The sequence below is a fragment of the Sporosarcina sp. E16_8 genome (assembly GCF_017347095.1).
Classification (GTDB): Bacteria; Bacillota; Bacilli; order Bacillales_A; family Planococcaceae; genus Sporosarcina.
In genome coordinates, this window is the sequence record NZ_JADPRZ010000008.1 from 101,998 (window position 1) to 118,902 (window position 16,905).

The 16,905-nt window shown below is 39.3% G+C and carries 16 protein-coding genes and 2 pseudogenes; 12 read left to right on the forward strand and 6 right to left on the reverse strand.

Going from position 1 to position 16,905, the window contains the following annotated elements:
* Nucleotides 1-9: 9 nt before the first annotated feature.
* The 6 genes and pseudogenes from arsC (at nucleotide 10) to hslO (ending at nucleotide 4,365) form a co-directional block, all read left to right on the forward strand.
* The gene (gene arsC, locus I2484_RS08860) at nucleotides 10-429 is read left to right on the forward strand and encodes an arsenate reductase (thioredoxin) (protein WP_207150671.1); all 420 of its coding nucleotides are present in this window, start codon (nucleotides 10-12) and stop codon (nucleotides 427-429) included.
* Between the two features lie 345 nt (nucleotides 430-774).
* Entirely contained in the window at nucleotides 775-1,254 is a 480-nt protein-coding gene (locus tag I2484_RS08865; protein ID WP_207150672.1) for an RrF2 family transcriptional regulator, read from the forward strand.
* A gap of 31 nt (nucleotides 1,255-1,285) precedes the next feature.
* Nucleotides 1,286-2,233, forward strand: a complete 948-nt coding sequence (locus tag I2484_RS08870) for an LLM class oxidoreductase (RefSeq protein WP_207150673.1) — start codon at nucleotides 1,286-1,288, stop codon at nucleotides 2,231-2,233.
* Between the two features lie 16 nt (nucleotides 2,234-2,249).
* Entirely contained in the window at nucleotides 2,250-2,471 is a 222-nt protein-coding gene (locus I2484_RS08875) for a DUF896 domain-containing protein (protein WP_207150674.1), read from the forward strand.
* Nucleotides 2,468-3,459 (forward strand): annotated as a pseudogene (locus I2484_RS08880) (MsnO8 family LLM class oxidoreductase). The gene I2484_RS08875 and the pseudogene I2484_RS08880 overlap by 4 nt, the downstream one beginning before the upstream one ends.
* 27 nt (nucleotides 3,460-3,486) lie before the next feature.
* Nucleotides 3,487-4,365 (forward strand): Hsp33 family molecular chaperone HslO, encoded by an 879-nt coding sequence (hslO, locus tag I2484_RS08885; protein ID WP_346014170.1) that lies wholly within the window; start codon nucleotides 3,487-3,489, stop codon nucleotides 4,363-4,365.
* 128 nt (nucleotides 4,366-4,493) lie between these two features.
* Here the strand turns inward: hslO and I2484_RS08890 are convergent, their stop codons facing one another.
* Nucleotides 4,494-5,753 (reverse strand): TolB family protein, encoded by a 1,260-nt coding sequence (locus I2484_RS08890; protein ID WP_207150676.1) that lies wholly within the window; start codon nucleotides 5,751-5,753, stop codon nucleotides 4,494-4,496.
* A 434-nt stretch (nucleotides 5,754-6,187) separates the two neighbouring features.
* Here I2484_RS08890 and I2484_RS08895 point away from each other — a divergent pair, with 434 nt between their 5' ends.
* The 3 genes and pseudogenes from I2484_RS08895 to I2484_RS08905 all read left to right on the forward strand — a co-directional run bounded on the left by I2484_RS08895 (nucleotide 6,188) and on the right by I2484_RS08905 (nucleotide 8,401).
* On the forward strand, nucleotides 6,188-6,589 hold the full coding sequence (locus tag I2484_RS08895) for an Rrf2 family transcriptional regulator (protein WP_207150677.1): 402 nt from the start codon (nucleotides 6,188-6,190) through the stop codon (nucleotides 6,587-6,589).
* 96 nt (nucleotides 6,590-6,685) lie between these two features.
* Nucleotides 6,686-7,594, forward strand: a pseudogene (locus tag I2484_RS08900) (NAD(P)/FAD-dependent oxidoreductase).
* Nucleotides 7,595-7,705: 111 nt separating this feature from the next.
* Complete coding sequence (locus tag I2484_RS08905; RefSeq protein WP_207150678.1) at nucleotides 7,706-8,401, forward strand: class I SAM-dependent methyltransferase; 696 nt, start codon at nucleotides 7,706-7,708, stop codon at nucleotides 8,399-8,401.
* Nucleotides 8,402-8,902: 501 nt separating this feature from the next.
* Here I2484_RS08905 and I2484_RS08910 read toward each other — a convergent pair.
* Both I2484_RS08910 and I2484_RS08915 read right to left on the reverse strand, forming a co-directional pair.
* The gene (locus tag I2484_RS08910) at nucleotides 8,903-9,175 is read right to left on the reverse strand and encodes a DUF2277 family protein (RefSeq protein WP_207150690.1); all 273 of its coding nucleotides are present in this window, start codon (nucleotides 9,173-9,175) and stop codon (nucleotides 8,903-8,905) included.
* 316 nt (nucleotides 9,176-9,491) lie between these two features.
* Entirely contained in the window at nucleotides 9,492-10,046 is a 555-nt protein-coding gene (locus I2484_RS08915; RefSeq protein WP_207150679.1) for a helix-turn-helix domain-containing protein, read from the reverse strand.
* Nucleotides 10,047-10,160: 114 nt separating this feature from the next.
* Here I2484_RS08915 and I2484_RS08920 point away from each other — a divergent pair, with 114 nt between their 5' ends.
* On the forward strand, nucleotides 10,161-10,745 hold the full coding sequence (locus I2484_RS08920; RefSeq protein WP_207150680.1) for a LysE family transporter: 585 nt from the start codon (nucleotides 10,161-10,163) through the stop codon (nucleotides 10,743-10,745).
* A 353-nt stretch (nucleotides 10,746-11,098) separates the two neighbouring features.
* Here the strand turns inward: I2484_RS08920 and glnA are convergent, their stop codons facing one another.
* Nucleotides 11,099-12,433 (reverse strand): type I glutamate--ammonia ligase, encoded by a 1,335-nt coding sequence (gene glnA, locus I2484_RS08925; protein WP_207150681.1) that lies wholly within the window; start codon nucleotides 12,431-12,433, stop codon nucleotides 11,099-11,101.
* Nucleotides 12,434-13,290: 857 nt separating this feature from the next.
* On the opposite strand from glnA, the gene I2484_RS08930 reads away from it, so the two are divergent.
* Both I2484_RS08930 and I2484_RS08935 read left to right on the forward strand, forming a co-directional pair.
* Nucleotides 13,291-13,494: a hypothetical protein gene (locus I2484_RS08930; RefSeq protein WP_207150682.1), complete on the forward strand. Its 204-nt coding sequence runs from the start codon at nucleotides 13,291-13,293 to the stop codon at nucleotides 13,492-13,494.
* A 257-nt stretch (nucleotides 13,495-13,751) separates the two neighbouring features.
* Entirely contained in the window at nucleotides 13,752-14,855 is a 1,104-nt protein-coding gene (locus I2484_RS08935) for a nitric oxide synthase oxygenase (RefSeq protein ID WP_255551244.1), read from the forward strand.
* 160 nt (nucleotides 14,856-15,015) lie between these two features.
* On the opposite strand, the gene I2484_RS08940 is transcribed toward I2484_RS08935, so the two are convergent.
* Together I2484_RS08940 and I2484_RS08945 are read right to left on the reverse strand one after the other, a co-directional pair.
* Nucleotides 15,016-15,693 carry an ABC transporter ATP-binding protein gene (locus tag I2484_RS08940; protein WP_207150683.1) on the reverse strand — a complete coding sequence of 226 codons (678 nt, stop codon included), beginning with the start codon at nucleotides 15,691-15,693 and terminating at the stop codon, nucleotides 15,016-15,018.
* 1 nt (nucleotide 15,694) lies between these two features.
* Nucleotides 15,695-16,729, reverse strand: coding sequence for an ABC transporter permease (locus tag I2484_RS08945; protein ID WP_207150684.1), 1,035 nt, complete (start codon nucleotides 16,727-16,729; stop codon nucleotides 15,695-15,697).
* Nucleotides 16,730-16,905: the final 176 nt, after the last annotated feature.

A 16,905-nucleotide genomic window follows, 5' to 3' on the forward strand; every position in this document is an offset into this window, starting at 1 on the left:
GTTTTCTTTATGTCGAAAAAAACACTTTACTTCCTATGTACGGGTAATTCATGCCGTAGCCAAATGGCTGAAGGTTGGGGTAAAAAAGTTCTAGGAGAAGAATGGCAAGTTCTAAGTGCTGGAATTGAAGCCCATGGAGTAAACCAAAATGCTGTGAAAGCCATGAATGAGGTTGGAATCGATATTTCAAATCAAACCTCTGATATCATCGATCCACAAATCTTAACTAATGCAGATTTTGTCGTCACTCTTTGTGGGGATGCTGCTGACAAGTGTCCGATGACACCCCCTCATATCAAACGTGAACATTGGGGCTTTGATGATCCTGCTAAAGCAGAAGGAACTGATGAAGAAAAACGGGTTTTTTTCCAACGTGTTCGTGATGAAATTGGTATTCGTATTCAGCATTTTGCTGAAACTGGGAAATAACAAACAAATCAAAGTCGAGAGTATCTTTTCTTCGACTTTGATCCTATATATGTTGAACAAATGATTGACGTATATAAACTGAGCGAAGGCGCCTTATAAGGGGAAATAGTCAAAGACAGGAATTTCACTATGGTCATGAAGAACAATCATCTCGTTTTTCAATGGTTCATGTGTCCACTCAATATCATAAATTACCAAAACTCATGGATTGTAATTTAATTCATGAGTTTTATTATTTGACCTTCATCTAGCAGTAGTTTAATATTTCTAATATGGATAATGTTTATCTGTATTAGTCTCGTTAATGAACGTTCAAAAAATACAAAAGATACAGAGGTGATTTTCATGCAAATGAAAACAGGGGTTGAGCAATCTGTATACGCCATTCTTTTACTGAATATGTTGCCGGATAAAGCGGTATTGCCTGGAGATGCCATCAGTCAACAATTAGGGACTTCACCGACTTATTTTCAAAAGTTGTTAAGGAAGTTAGTTAGTGCAGACCTGATTACTTCCGTTGCAGGTGTGAAGGGTGGCTTTAAATTAAAGAAAAAAGCGGAAGAGATTCGGATATACGATGTTTATCTTGCAGTAGAAGGCCAACAATCACTTTATTCCCCGAGTGGTATTCTCGATGACATGCTTGAATTGGAAAAAGAAGATAGATGCTGCTTGTTAACGGATTTAATGGATGAGGCTGAATCAACTTGGAGAACGATATTGAAGCGAGAAACAATTGCATCTTTAGATGAAGAAACAGCTAATCGTTTTCCCAGAAAAGTAGAAGATTTAAAAGAATGGATAAACGGAAAAATGGTCTTATAAGAGAATACATGTAAGTAGGTGAACAACTATTATGAATGATTTCCAATCTCATCAAGGCTTTGCACGAACATTTAAAGAGAATAATTTAACGCTGGGACTAACATTTCCTTTGGAATCGTATGCAGGAAGTTTTCCAACGATGGATTTAGATGAGCAAATGATACTGGCGAAAAAGGCGGAAGGTCTAGGATTTGCCTCTTTATTTGTCAGAGATTCTCCCCTTTACGATTCGAATTTTGGTGATGTTGGAGCTCTATACGATCCGTGGGTGTTGCTTTCTTACGTAGCAGCACATACGGATCGAATTGCTCTTGGTACTTCAAGCATTGTGACGACATTGCGCCACCCACTTCACGTAGCAAAATCAGCTGCCTCGCTAGATAAAATATCGAATCAGCGGCTGTTATTGGGTGTTGCCACTGGTGATAGGCCCATTGAATTCCCGGTATTTAAAGTGGATGTTAACGAAAAAGAAGCGTTATTTAAAGAATCTATAGTGGTAATGAAAAAAGTCTGGAAAGAAGTATTCCCGCAAATACAGACAGAGCGAGTTGACATGCTTCAAGGTGATATCGTTCCCAAACCAATTTTATCTGCTATTCCGATTTTGGGAACGGGGTATTCTGGCCAGACAATTGAGTGGCTAGCGGAGCATACAGATGGTTGGTTATTTTATTCTCAAGGTGTCAATGAACAGCGCGAACTTGTGAAAAAATGGCGGCAAGCAACTGGCGGATTCAAACCATTTGCTCAAGCTTTGGCAATTGATTTATCAGAGAATCCAAAAGAAGCACCCAAGCCAATAAAGGGTGGGTTTAGATCGGGTTATCGATTTTTAATTGATTATTTACATGCTTACGAGGATGCCGGAGTTAATCATGTAATGTTTGGGCTGAAGAATGGAACACGCCCTGCAGCAGAAGTGATTCAAGAATTGGGCGAATATGTGCTTCCTCATTTTCCTGCAAATAAATTATGAAAGAAGTGGAATATAGATGATTAAAGGTCTAGATCGTATTAATGAATTAGCAAAAAAGCAAAGGGAAGAGGGGTTGACCAATGCCGAAATGGTAGAACAAACCGTCTTGCAACAAGATTACTTACGCGAAATTCGCGGACAGGTTCTTAATACCGTCTCTGGAATAACCGTTCTGGATCCACTTGGCAATGATGTGACACCTGACAAAGTACAAGAGGAAAGGAAGTTAACTAAATGAGGTTAAGTGTACTGGATCAAGCACCCGTTACGAATGGAAATAGTGCGCCGGATGCTTTGGAAAAGGCAGAAGAACTGGCCGTTTTGGCAGATGAATTGGGCTACCATCGCATGTGGATGGCTGAACATCATGGAACAAACGTTTTGCAAGCTCGGCTCCTGAGGTGACTGCGGCACATTTAGCTGCCAAAACGAAACAAATTCGTATTGGTACTGGCGGCGTGATGATGATGCATTATTCCCCATTAATGCTGGCTGAAGTATTTAAGACACTCAGTGCTTTTTCACCAGGTAGGATTTATTTTGGTGTAGGCCGAGCTCCGGGAGGCGATAACGATTCCATCTATGCTTTATCTGAAGGGCGTCCTCCAATGGTGAACAATATGTATGGAAAATTCGAACTAGCACTGCAATTGATCAACGATGAAGTACCAGGCGATAGCCTTTATAATAAAACGATTGCTACGCCATCTCGAGTTGTTTTGCCTGAGGCTTGGCTATTAGGTTCGAGTGGCAATAGTGCCATTCAAGCAGGACGTATGGGCGTTGGTTATTCTTTTGCACAATTTTTTAATGGTCAGATGTCAAAATCGATTTTAGATACGTATAAGAATAATTTTCAAGCTTCAGCGTTTATGGAGAAACCGGAAATCAATGTTTCCTATATGGTGACAGCCGCCGAAACTGCAGAAGAAGCTGAGTTTGAGGCAATGCCTCAAGATATTTGGCGTTTACAGTTTATGAAAGGCAGGGTCGGGCAAGTTTTGACGCCTGAAGAAGCCCGTGATTATCCACTGACGGAAATGGACCGCATGATGATTAAAGAAAGTCGTAAAATCCACTTAGTGGGATCTTCGAAAGAAATTGCAGCTCTATTACAAGAAGAGCAAGAACGATATGGATTTGGTGAAGCAATGATTTGTAGCATTCCTCATTCGCAAGTGAAACGTTTGAATGTCTATCGCTTATTGGCAAAGGAGATTTTTTAACTGTGAAAGAAGAAAGGAATGTATGAAGTGAAGGATTATTTAGTAAAGGCAACTGCTTATAATAACCAAGTACGTGCTTATGCGGTGAGAACTACAGATAGCGTTGGCGAAGCACAACGTCGCCATAAGACATGGCCAACTGCTTCCGCTGCACTTGGGCGTTCTATGACAGCCAGCGTGATACTCGGTGCAATGCTCAAAGGTGAGGAGAAAATAACGGTCAAAATAAATGGCGGTGGTCCACTTGGAACCATTCTAGTAGATGCGAATACCAAAGGGGAAGTCAGGGGCTACGTCACAAATCCTCAAACTCATTTTGATTTAAATGAACAAGGTAAATTAGATGTGAAAAGAGCAGTTGGAACGGATGGAATGCTAACTGTATCAAAAGATATCGGATTACAGCAGCCCTTTGTTGGGCATGTCCCCCTTGTATCGGGTGAGCTAGATGAAGACTTTACGTCCTATATTGTTCTTTCAGAGCAAGTAGCTTCCTCAGTAGGAGTGGGTGTTTTGGTAAATCCTGATCATACAATCCAAGCAGCAGGGGGATTCATCATTCAACTTATGCCTGGTACAGATGAGGAGACAGTCAATGCGATAGAGGAACGTTTGAAAGGAATGACACCTATTTCTTCGATGGTTGAGCAAGATATGACGCCGGAACAGATACTTGAACACCTACTGGGTACTGGAAATGTGAAATTTCTAGAAAAAATGCCTGTTCATTTCCAGTGTCAATGCTCCGTGGAGAGAATTTCCAATGCCATCTTCAGTTTAGGAAGTGACGAGATTCAAGAAATGATTCAGACGGACGGGCAAGCTGAAGCACACTGCCATCTTTGTAATGAACACTATCATTTCTCTAAAGAGGATTTACTATTATTATTGGAAGCTGCGGTTTAAAGGGCTTCTTGAAACAAATTGCTAGAGCTACTACATTTCACTTTTCCAGATAAGTTGTTGCATACACAAATAAGCCACTCCACTAAAGAGATGGCTTATTTATATTTTCTGTCACATACTACGCTCAATCACCGTGATGGAAAAAAGTCATATGACTCTAGCCCTATATCATGGACCCACACTTTTGCATGGTCACCATTTGGATCAGCCACCCATAAATCACCTTTTAAAGTTACTAAATCACTTTGTCTTGTCCAAGTGATTTTATTTATGGAGGGTAAAAAAATGGGTGTAAAATCCCCTTGGCCTTTTGGAGGCTTCGTTATTTGTAATTGTTTTGGATCGGTTAGTGATAATAGATACAATACCGGTTTAGGGCGCTTGTTAGCCTCATCGGACCATTCGGTTTCCGGTACTCTGGAAACGATTAATGAAGCATTATCTACCCATGAAAAACCCATTTCAGCATAGTTTTTTGGTGTAAGCGTTACTGTTTGATCGGCAGGGAGTTCGGTTACTTTTAGATCCTTATTTTTAAAACCAAAGACAATCCTTCCGCCCCCGGCAATATAACCGAGCAAGTTTTTGGTGTAAGCCCATTTCGGCTTGGATTCCTGGTTGAGCTCATCAATCACTTCAAAGTTTTTGCCGTCTACAGAAATCACACAAAGCATATCGCTGTCCATCGACCATGAAGCAGTAGGGGATACGACAAAAGCTATCCATTGTTTGTTTGGAGAATACGTAAACGAACCCACGTCGATTGAGAGGATTTTCACGTCATCTTTTCCTAGCTCTTTTGGTATTACAAATAATTTCTTGGCGTTATTTGTTAAGGTATTTCTGTTTTGATAACCCTCAATCGAAATGGTGTAAAGAATTGGATGGGTCCAGCCATCTGGGTGGGGAGTAGCACTTGATGACGCGATAAAACCTTTTCCATCTGGCTGCCATGCATAATCGTCAACACCTATAGCAATATTATAGAAGTGTTCCAAATCAGCTATATTCAATACACCTACAGCGCTAAAGGCAACAATGTTCTCTGTTGGAGACCATTTTGGATTAGAGCCGTCACGAAAAATTCTGCGATGCTTTTTTGTTGCGACATCATAAACCCATAATTCATTTGAAGTGCCTTTCGTATCGATTATATTGCCAGCCACTTCTTTTTGATAAAGAAGCAGTTTTCCATCGAAAGACCATTGGGGAGGATAATTATACGTCGCTTTTTCTTTCGTCAATTTCTCTTCTTTGTCATCGACCTTGAGCCATAAATGACCATCTCGAATAAAAGCAATTTTCACATCGGATGTTTTCGTTTGCGCATGGATAAGGGACGGAGCAAATAAACATAAGACCATCAGGAGTTGTACGATCTTTTTCATAACTTCACCTCATGTCTTGTATGTTGTCCTGCAAACGTAAACTTAATCATGTCTAATTTCCACTGTTACTAATGGGCTATTTTCGAAATTTGCCCTTTTAAATTTCGGAATGAATATAGATGGAAGTGAAGTTCATATTACAGATTAAGACTTGAACCTTTCCGACTTAAGCGTTGGCACTATTATTCCCACCCCCACATCAATACTAGCAACATACGGTGACTATATGTGCGTTATAGTGGAACCGGCCTCAATCGAATTTACCGGTAACGCGTTTATAAACTCGGGTTCTTTTTGTTTTTGTGTTCAAGCGAACCTACATAGTTAAATCAATGTTTTGCACGATGATGAGTCCGAGCTCAATATAGTTGACACTCGGAAAAATAAAGGATATCATAGATACTTAAGGTCTGTGATTAAGGTGGTTTAGCGACGTGAAATATTCTAAAGCGACGAATTATGCACTTCATACGATAATGTATCTAACATCGATTGCTTCTGAAAAGCGTATTGGTGTCCAACAATTGGCTGAGGCTCAAGGAGTTTCCCCTTCATACTTATCCAAGATATTAACAAAACTAGTCAAGGCAGGCATGATTGAATCGGTATCAGGAGCGAATGGTGGGTATAAGTTAAGACCGTATTGGGAAACTATTTCGTTCTTAGATATTATTCATGCAATCGAAGGATCGACTTCTTTATTTGATGGCTGTCTAAATCACAATCCTGAATGCTTAATTCAAAAGGTTATGGTTTCAGCAGAAGAAAAGATGGAGCATGAATTAGTAAATCAAAAAATAGGGGATCTTGCAAAGAAAATGACAGTGACTCTTTAAACCGTCATTTTTTTAGCTATATTAGCGACATTGTAGATAGCTTATATCTTTAATATAATCGAATAAGATTTTACTTAAAAAGAAGGGAGGAGGAAAATGACAGTTTTTGATTGTATGATTATTGGGGCTGGACCAGCCGGTTTAAGTGCTAGCTTAGTGTTAGGCCGAGCAAGAAGAAAGATAGCTGTCTTGGATGATGGGACGAACAGGAATAGGGTTACGCAAGAGACACATGGCTTTATCACACGGGATGGCATTAAACCACAGGAATTTAAAGAACTTGGTTTCGATGAACTGAAAAGATATCCTTCCGTATCTATTATTAAAACGACGGTTACTGAAATTATCAAAGAACCTACTACTGAGTGGTTTAAGGTCAAGACAAAGGATGGGCATGAATACCTAACAGAGAAAATCATTTTAGCTACAGGGGTGCAAGAAATTTTACCAGCCATTCCAGCTGTTAGAACATACTACGGAAAAAGTCTGTTTAGCTGCCCGTATTGTGATGGTTGGGAACTTCGGGACAAGCCCTTAGTTATCCTCGCTGAAAAAGAAGATCACGCGCTTCATTTGGCTAAACTAGTGTATAACTGGTCAAAAGATTGAGTAGTTGCAACGAATGGAAATGAAATGTCTACAGTGAAAATCGAACTGTTACAACAACGGGGCATTAAGGTGATGGCAGAACCTATCCTGAAATTACACGGGGAGGATGGCTCTTTACAACAGGTTGAGTTTGAGTCTGGGGAGATTATCGCACGAACAGGCGGATTTGTCTTGCCTACCTTTTATCGTCCCAATAAATTTGTTGAACAACTAGGGTGCGAGTTTACTGAATTGGGGGCGGCTGTAACGGATGGTTCTGGACGTACAACAGTAAAAAATGTATATATTGCTGGTGAAACGGAGAATACAGGACCCTCTTCGTTACTGTATGCTGCAACGGATGGTAGTAAAGCTGCATTTTCTGTGAATATGGATTTAACGATGGAACGTTTCTAAAGCCCAGTGGTAAGGCAAATCGGTGAAAGACGTTTGTTGTAAAATGCATCAAAATCATTTTACAACCAGTGATACTTCACTACAAAATTAAACAATGAAGGTGGATTTATAATGACAGAAGAACTTGCATTCAATTCCAAACATACGATTGCGTACGAGGCAAACGCTCGAGTCTCGATTCCCACATATGATATGTTATTTACGATGGTTCAATCCTATTTTCGAGCTCAATTGGGTGAAAAAGAGCCATCATTGCTCGTGGTTGGAGCGGGTGGCGGAAATGAACTAGCCGCATGGGGACCGTCTAACCCCAAATGGACATTTACCGGGATTGACCCTTCTAAAGAGATGCTTCAGATGGCTATGCATAAATCAATTCAATTAGGCTTAGAAAGTCGTGTCAAACTTATTGAGGGAACGATTGCTGACCTGTCACCTGCAGATTCTAAATTCGACGCGGCAAGTTGTATCTTAGTTCTTCACTTCATAAAAGATGTACAACAGAAGTTGGAACTGCTTAGAACCATTAAAGATAAGTTGAAGCCGGGAGCTCCATTCGTGCTCGTTACCGCATACGGAGATCCTGATGATGCCGAACTGCAAGACAGAATAAACGTATGGAAAAGCTTTTTCTTTGATGTCGGGTACGATTCGTCTAAATTGGACGAGATGGGCAAAGGGATTATGAATATTTCTTTCATTCCTGAACAAAAAATCGAAAATTTATTGGCGGAATCTGGTTTTACAAATAGTACTCGATTTTATTCTACTGGACTTTTTGCGGGATGGATCTGCCATGCGGAATGATTTTTTAGATAACAATCAAATGTAACAGACTTAGCAAATGCGAAAACGGAGGCTCAGACGTATATAACTGCGCTAAATGCATTGGAAATTTCGACAGTCTCGAAGTTCAAGCCAAAAGATGCGGCCAAGCGCGTACATTTTGCATCCTTCTTAAATAAGCCGATTGAACTTATTGAACTAGAATGCCCAGTGCTGTATTTCGAATGTACCGCAGGGGAGCTCGGATTTTCACAAAACAATCATGTAAGAACGGTATTTTGCTGTAACGTGGAACTAACCAACCAAATCATGTTTTATTGAAATCGGTTCTATCGGGAAAGTAAGGAACTTTCAATAAGTGAAAATTAATTCGATATGACTTTGTACCTTATATAAACGTAGGAATTCCTCGGCGTTTATGGCATTGCATCAATACTTAGATAGGATTGAGTGGAATGTGAAAATCATGGATATATCGAAGATTATCGCTAATCGGGCAATAAATCATAACCTTCCTGAAATCTATTCAGCTCCAAATCTTTTTGCAGTTCTAGCACGAACACGTTCTGCTTCAATTTCTCGATTACGTGGCTCGGCATTAGTTACCAGTGTGTCTAGTAGATTTTTCGTAGCGAGAGCCACGTCCTCAATAGCCCGATTAATAGCATCCTCGTTTGCTTTCGATGGTTTGTTGAAACCAGAAACCTTGCGAACATATTGAAGCGAAGCTGCAAAGATTTCCTCGTCGGTAGCTGGAGGGGCAAAGTTAAATAGTGTTTTAATGTTTCGGCAGATATCGTTCACCTCTTTTATTTGTCTTATTTTCTAGATTGTATCATATTCCTCTGAAACCTCTTATAGACTATCTAGATTCGAAGAGTAAAATTGGGGAAAAGTGATTTTATGTTAATTCTAAGCCGTCGAGACAATCTCGATGGCTTGTTTTTAGATGACTACATTTCGAAGGGAAACGTATTTTTGAATAATTACAAGTAGAGTAGTGTGTGTAGGAGAGGTATTTGAAAAAAACTTTCCAGTATGAACCTCTTCTTCCCCTGTAAATAAAAAATACGGTTTGTTGAATCCTTTTCTACCTAAAGAACGGATTTTTTTAAGTAGGATAATATAAAACCATACTTAAGCGAGTTAATGTTTCCCCCGAATTATGATAGCTATGAGGTCTATCAGCTTTGAATCGGATTGAATCACCGCTTCTCACGGTGTGTTCATCATTATTTATACGTACTGTTAGTTCCCCATTAAAAATAGTTAAGAGCTCCTCAGTGCCCTCCATGTGCGAATCAGCACTTAGAAATCCTCCTTTTTCTATCTCTACTGAATACAGTTCAAAGCGTTTGTCATCTTCGAAGGGGAAATAGGGATAGACCCGATACTTTCCATTGTCTTCAGATAATGGTTGAATTTCGCTCCTCAACACGATTTTTGTGTCTGGCTGTGGATTATTGATAAGGGCAGTAAAGGAAATCTTTAAACCATTTGCTATTTTCCAGATTGTTGTAATGGTTGGGGCCGATTCACCTCTTTCAATTTGTCCGACCATCGTTTTGCTGACGCCTGTCAATTCTGCTACCTTTTCTAAACTTAATTTCTTAGTTTTTCGTAAAGCTTTAAGGTTTTTTGCAATGATAAGATGAATTTCTTGCATACAGACACCCCAATTTCTTCTGTACAATATAACGTCTGAATTGTACAATGAAAATAAAACGTTATACCGTCCATTTTAGACAGTATAACACACTCGTTGAGGGAGAGGTCTAATATGTCCGTTGTATCATTCTTGTTATATGTTTTTGTCACGAGTTTTACGCCAGGCCCCAATAATATTATGGCCATGTTATTTGCGAATAAATATGGGTTTAAGAAAACACTGCGGTTTTGTTTTGGAGTAGGTGCAGGCTTCTTTGGTATTATGTTATTAGCTAGTTATTTTAATCTATTGCTTCATAATTTCATTCCGAAAATTGAACTTCCCATGATGATACTGGGAGCGGGCTATATGTTGTATCTAGCCGTAAAAATAATAACCAGTAAAGATAGTGAGAACGCCGATGAAACAGGCAAATATAATAGTTTTTTGGCGGGCATGCTTTTGCAATTTATAAATCCAAAAGGTGTTTTATATGGAATAACAGTAGTGGGAATGTTCATCCTGCCATATCATACTTCAAATGTTAGCTTACTACTGTTTTCATTATTTTTGGCTGTTGTTGGTTTTGTTAGTACTAGCAGTTGGAGTCTGTTTGGTTCAATGTTTCAAACGTTATTATCAAAATATAGAGATCAGTTTAACGTAGTGATGGCTTTACTATTAGTTTATAGTGCAGTTTCGATTTTTTGGGGGTGAACTATTCTCGGAGATAATTGCTCCTTAACATCTGAGAATAGCAGAGGGGAAAGTAAAAGTTGGCGATAGCTTATTGCTTAGTTTCTTGGCAGTTTTGTCTAGTTCGGCGAAAGTATTGTTTAGTTACCTATATATTCAGAATTACTTATTTAGAATTAACTAGGTGGTCTACCTCACCAGTACAACTAAATAAAACCCTTGGAACCACCTAATGGGGCTTCCAAGGGAGCAAAAGTCAATTATTACGTTACGAAACATTGCGTCATTCATCTGAATTGAACCGTCGTATACCGTAGTGAACGTAAGGCGGTGTGGAAGGTTGGGAGTTAATTGTTCTCTTTTACGCGATTATTTCAGTACCTCTTCATATACCGTTCAATCTCCCAAGGGTGGACGGTAATTCGGTAACTTTCCCATTCTAATTTCTTCTCTGCCATAAAGTTCGTGAAAATGTGCTTGCCAAGAGCTTCTTTGATAAGTTCATCTTTACCTAGTGCAATGAGGGCGTGGTCAAGGTCAGTAGGTAAGGTACCGATTCCTAATTCCTGAAGCTCGGCAGGTTTCATTTCGTAAATATTGCGGTCGACCGGCTTCGGGGGTTCGAGTTCGCGTTTAATGCCGTCTAAACCTGCTTTTAATATTACGGCCATTGCAAGATATGGATTTGCAGCCGAGTCAACCGAACGAACTTCAATCCGAGTGCTTATACCTCGGGATGCAGGGATTCGGATTAGCGGGCTGCGGTTTTGAGCGGACCAAGCAATGTAGCAAGGTGCTTCGTAGCCAGGGACAAGCCGTTTATAGGAGTTAACTGTCGGATTTGTCACCGCTGTAAAACCAGGAACATGTTCGAGAACGCCAGCCAAGAACTGATATGCCGTGGTACTTAATTGTAATTCACCATTTTCGTCAACAAAAGCATTTTCACCGTTTTTGAATAGGGAAACATTGCAATGCATACCTGATCCGCTGACACCGAAAAGAGGTTTCGGCATGAAGGTCGCGTGCAAGCCATGTTTTCGCGCGATTGTTTTAACGACAAGTTTGAATGTTTGGATATTGTCACAAGCGGTAAGTACATCCGCATATTTAAAGTCGATCTCATGTTGCCCTGGTGCGCACTCATGGTGGGATGCTTCAACCTCGAAGCCCATTTCTTCTAGCTCCAAGACGATATCGCGTCGACAGTTTTCTCCAAGGTCCATTGGTGCGAGGTCGAAATAGCCGCCGTTGTCGTTCAACTCCATGGTCGGTTGCATATTTTCATCGAGCTTGAATAAAAAGAATTCTGGTTCTGGTCCCAGATTGAAATCCTCAAATCCTAGCTCCTTCATTTCTTTCAATACACGTTTTAAATTGCCACGAGGGTCACCTGTAAACGGCGAACCATTGGCAAGAGAAATATCACAGATAAGCCGTGCGACCCTTCCTTTGCCTGATGGCCACGGGAATACCATCCATGTGTTAAGATCTGGTATGAGGTACATATCGGATTCCTCGATACGCACAAATCCTTCGATCGAAGAGCCGTCGAACATCATTTTATTGTTAAGCGCCTTTTCGAGCTGGCTGATGGGAATTTCCACGTTTTTGATCATTCCTAAAATATCGGTGAACTGAAGTCGAACGAAATTCACATTTTCTTCTCCTACAAATTTGCGAATGTCTTCTTTTGTATAATTCCTCATCATGCCACTCTCCTTAAGTATCATTAATTACGGATTACTCCATAACATTTTTCTATAATAAAGCAAAAAGTTACCATTAACAAGTTTTTTTTGACTAACGCTTCTTTTATTCTGTTTTCAAAATATGAATGCTTAATAAATCCTATTCAATACTGAGATGTATTTGGGTGATTGTACCTTAGGCTTGTTGACGTAAGAACACCAAAACTGCATCTTCATCCAAAGGTCTCCAATAACGATTTCCTTGAATTCATTTGACATTCATTTGAAGAAGGATCTCATGCTGCGTTTCATCTCCAAGGCCTTCATCGGCGATTTTATAGCCAATTCTAAGTAAACTCCTTACGTCAACTCATCTAAATGAAATAGATTAAACCTTATCATTAACTTCAAATCTGGCACTAAATCCTTCTGTTATCCACTTACATAACGCTACGTGATCAGTGGGATTTAAAGAAGATGACGCCGGTACAATACCGAGGTCATCTCCTAACAAGATAAACTATATTTGTTGAGCGTATTTTCCAGTACGGGGGGCTTCGCCAAGCGCAGAGCATTGTAAGTGAGACCCTTTCATTCAACTTATATAATGGTTCTTCTTATTAAATGCCCGTATTACAGGGGCAGTTCAATAGGGCATGATTTATGTGTTTTAATCATTCTAATTGAATATATTATGATCCAGTGGAAGATCCTACCCTGATAGCTGAGCAGTTCGGGAAATGGATTGACAGATAAAATAGAAAGACTATAGGTTTTTTAAAATTAATTTCAGAAATTCCCCAGTAGTCGCCGAATTTCAGTTATACTAGAGACAAGAAAAAGTAATCATTATTCGATAGTAAGGAGGATTTTAAATGACTGAAAACAAGGAAACAAATGAACAAGAAGCGCCAAAGAAAAAGATTAGCTTAAAAGAAGTGATTCAAAAACAGTTAGAAGCAAAGAAAAACCAGACTGCTGATAACAACACAAAAGGCAATCCAGCACAATCTGCAAAAAAAATGCAAAGCCAACAGGCAAAACAAGTTAGCAGTGCCCGTAGAAAAATGGGATCATAATGAAACAGCGCAAACCGATTATCCTATTGGTTTGCGTTTTTTTATGGAGAAAGTGGATATTTATTTTATGGCAAACAAGAGCTTATTTGGTTATCTGTCATGTTCTGGTTGAAACAGAGAATTTATAGTTAATGTAGGGGATGATTCATTACTTTATCTGTTCTGTCAATTGGAATTTAAGTTCGAAAAGTTGGCTAAATTGAAGCAGAAACAAGGCTTTTTGAATGATATACTAGCAATAATGGAGATGATGGGCTTTGAGTAATCAGACTGAAACAGATAAATTGCTTCTAGAAGCGGAGCAATTCATACATAGATGTTATGCAGAACTTGGGATGTCAACAGAGCAAAGGATGAATCGAATAGAGGAAATACGAATAGCAGTAAATGAAACTGGAACGTATAGCCATACTTCGCTAGAACTTGAACATGGGGCTCGAATGGCTTGGCGTAATAATAATCGTTGTATTGGACGTTTATTCTGGGACAGGCTTCATGTTTTTGACCAAAGGGCAATAGTAACCGCTGGAGATGTATGCGACGCATTATTGAATCATATTAAATATGCGACAAATGACGGTAAAATTCGTTCATCGATTACGATTTTTCCGCCACGACAAGGTGGAATTGATCCGATAAGAGTATGGAATCATCAGCTTATCCGTTATGCAGGATATGAAGAGGCGGAACAGATTATTGGAGATTCCACATCAGTTGAATTTACGAGTATGTGCGTAAAGTTAGGTTGGATAGGGGAGAGGACTCCTTATGATGTTCTTCCACTCGTCATACAGTTGGAAGGAGAATCGCCTCGAATATTAGAGATACCAAAGGAGTTAGTAAAAGAAGTGACGATCACCCATCCTCAACAAGAGGGGTTTAATGAGCTTGATGTAAAATGGTATGCGGTACCAATTATTTCGGATATGCGGCTGGAGATTGGTGGTATTAACTATCCGATGGCCCCGTTTAATGGTTGGTATATGGGAACCGAGATTGGCGCGAGAAATTTGGCGGATGAGGATCGTTATAATCTATTACCAAAAGTTGCCGAGGTTATGGGATTGGATACAAAGTCAAACCGTTCACTTTGGAAGGATAAAGCGTTAGTAGAACTAAATATTGCGGTGTTGAATTCATATCAAAACGCCGGTGTTACGTTAGTCGACCATCATACTGCAGCCAAACAATTTAAAAGTTTTGAAAAAAATGAGTGTGCAGTAGGAAGAGGTATTACAGGTAATTGGACATGGCTTATTCCGCCGCTTTCACCTGCTACGACTCATGTCTTTCATAAACCTTATAGCAACGACGTCGTTAAACCAAATTATTTTCATCAGAAAAATCCAGGTGAAAGCTAATAAGTTATTGTTCTTTAACAAAAAATACGAGTGTCCACTAATTTGAAAAAAACCACAAATATATGGGGTAAGAATAAAAAAACAGCCATGTAAAAGAATGGCTGTTTCGGGCTATGTTTTCATGAAAATACGCACTGTAAAAGATCCATTGGTCTGTTTTTCAAGATAACACCAAACCATCTTTCATTGTAATGATATGATCCGCATACGTAAGCATTTCTTCATCATGAGTTACCATTAATGTTGTGATATTCAACGTTTTTGTCAACTCACGGATCAATGTCATGACGTCTTTCGATCTTTTGGAGTCAAGGCTTGCTGTCGGCTCATCTGCGAACAACATTTTCGGTTTGTGGATGATCGCGCGAGCAATTGCCACACGCTGCTTTTCTCCTCCTGATAATGAAGCAGGATAGGCATCTTTCCGATGATCCATATCCACCAATTTGAGAATCTTTTCAATTTCCACTTGTTGTTCTCGTTTTTTTAACTTGGTTTCAGAAACGTCAAGCATTAGCATTAATTGTTCTTCTACTGTCAGGAAAGGGACAAGGTGCGAGGATTGAAAGACAAAACCGAACTCACTTGCTCTGATTTTTCTGATCTGATCCTGATTCATGTCAGTCATGTTTTTCCCTTCAAATAGTACTTTTCCGTCCGTTGCACGTTGAAGTCCTGCTGCTATTGTAAGAATCGTACTTTTACCAGAACCTGAAGCGCCTACTAACGCTGTTATTTCACCTTCTCGAAGTGAAATATTAATCCCTTTTAATACTTGTTCATCCACTTCACCGTTCGTAAATGTTTTTGTAACTTCATCAATTGTGAAAATCGTCATATTAAACCTCTCCTTGTTGGATAGCTTGCAATGGCTCTACTTTTTTAATTTGCAGACCGGACAGTGTCGCTCCTATAAATCCAATAATTAGGAATACAACCGATAATTGAACAGTTGTTTCAAGTGTTAAACTAAATGGCATCCCTTTTGGTGCAATCAATGCAAAGCCCTGGCTTAAAGCGACTGACAGTCCAAGCGCAATCAGGGTGATGAAAATCATCTGGTACCACATCATGCCGAACAATCTACTTGTTTTAACTCCTAGTGCTTTTAAAATGCCATATAATCCAATCTTTTGAACGTTCATCATGTAGAAGAATATTGCGAACAACATTCCACTAATGGCAACCAAAAACCAAATGATCATATTGAGTGACATCTGTTCTGCACTGTAACTTGGAATCGTATTGAGGAATTCTTTATTTGAAAATGATTGTAAACCATTTACCACTGGTGCTTTTTCTTTACCTGGTACAAAAATCAATTGCATTTCATTCACACGGTAAATTTCTTTATAGTTTTCCATGTTAATAAATGCGACAGGCGCATGGCTGTATTTCTTTTGATCAACAAAACCTTTCACTTTAAATTCGCCACTGAATTGATTATTTGTTAATATATCACCAACCTTAATCCCATCATCATCCAATGAACGATCTAAGATTACTTCTCCTTTATCGACAGACTCAAACGACTTTGAATCTGTTGAAGTAACGAAAGCGATACTATGCTGCTTGTCGTCCATATCGTTTACAAACCCCATTTGAATGGAGAGTGCAGCTGCGTCCTTTTGTTCATTTAATACAGTGGTTTGTACACTTTCATCTATTCGGGAAAGATTGTACGTTTCGTTTGCATCAGCATTCATGTAAAATTGACCATCTGGTAAATCTTTAATTAATGCCGCATTATCTTGGGATAAACCGTTCGATAACCCTGAGATGATAAATGTTAAAAAGCTGACGAGAAAAATGATTGATCCTAAAATGATAAACTTCGCTTTATTCTTCTTTATTTCTTTCCATGCAATATTCATCTTTGCGCCCCCCGTATTTCTTAATAACTTAACTATAATCTGATTAGGTGAACGGAATATGAACAGATGATTACTGTTACTGACACGGCTTAATGTCCATCGATTGACGGTAACCATTGTCCAATGATTGCTAAATTAATGTCCAACGTAAATTAGAGAAAAAGGGAACTATGATA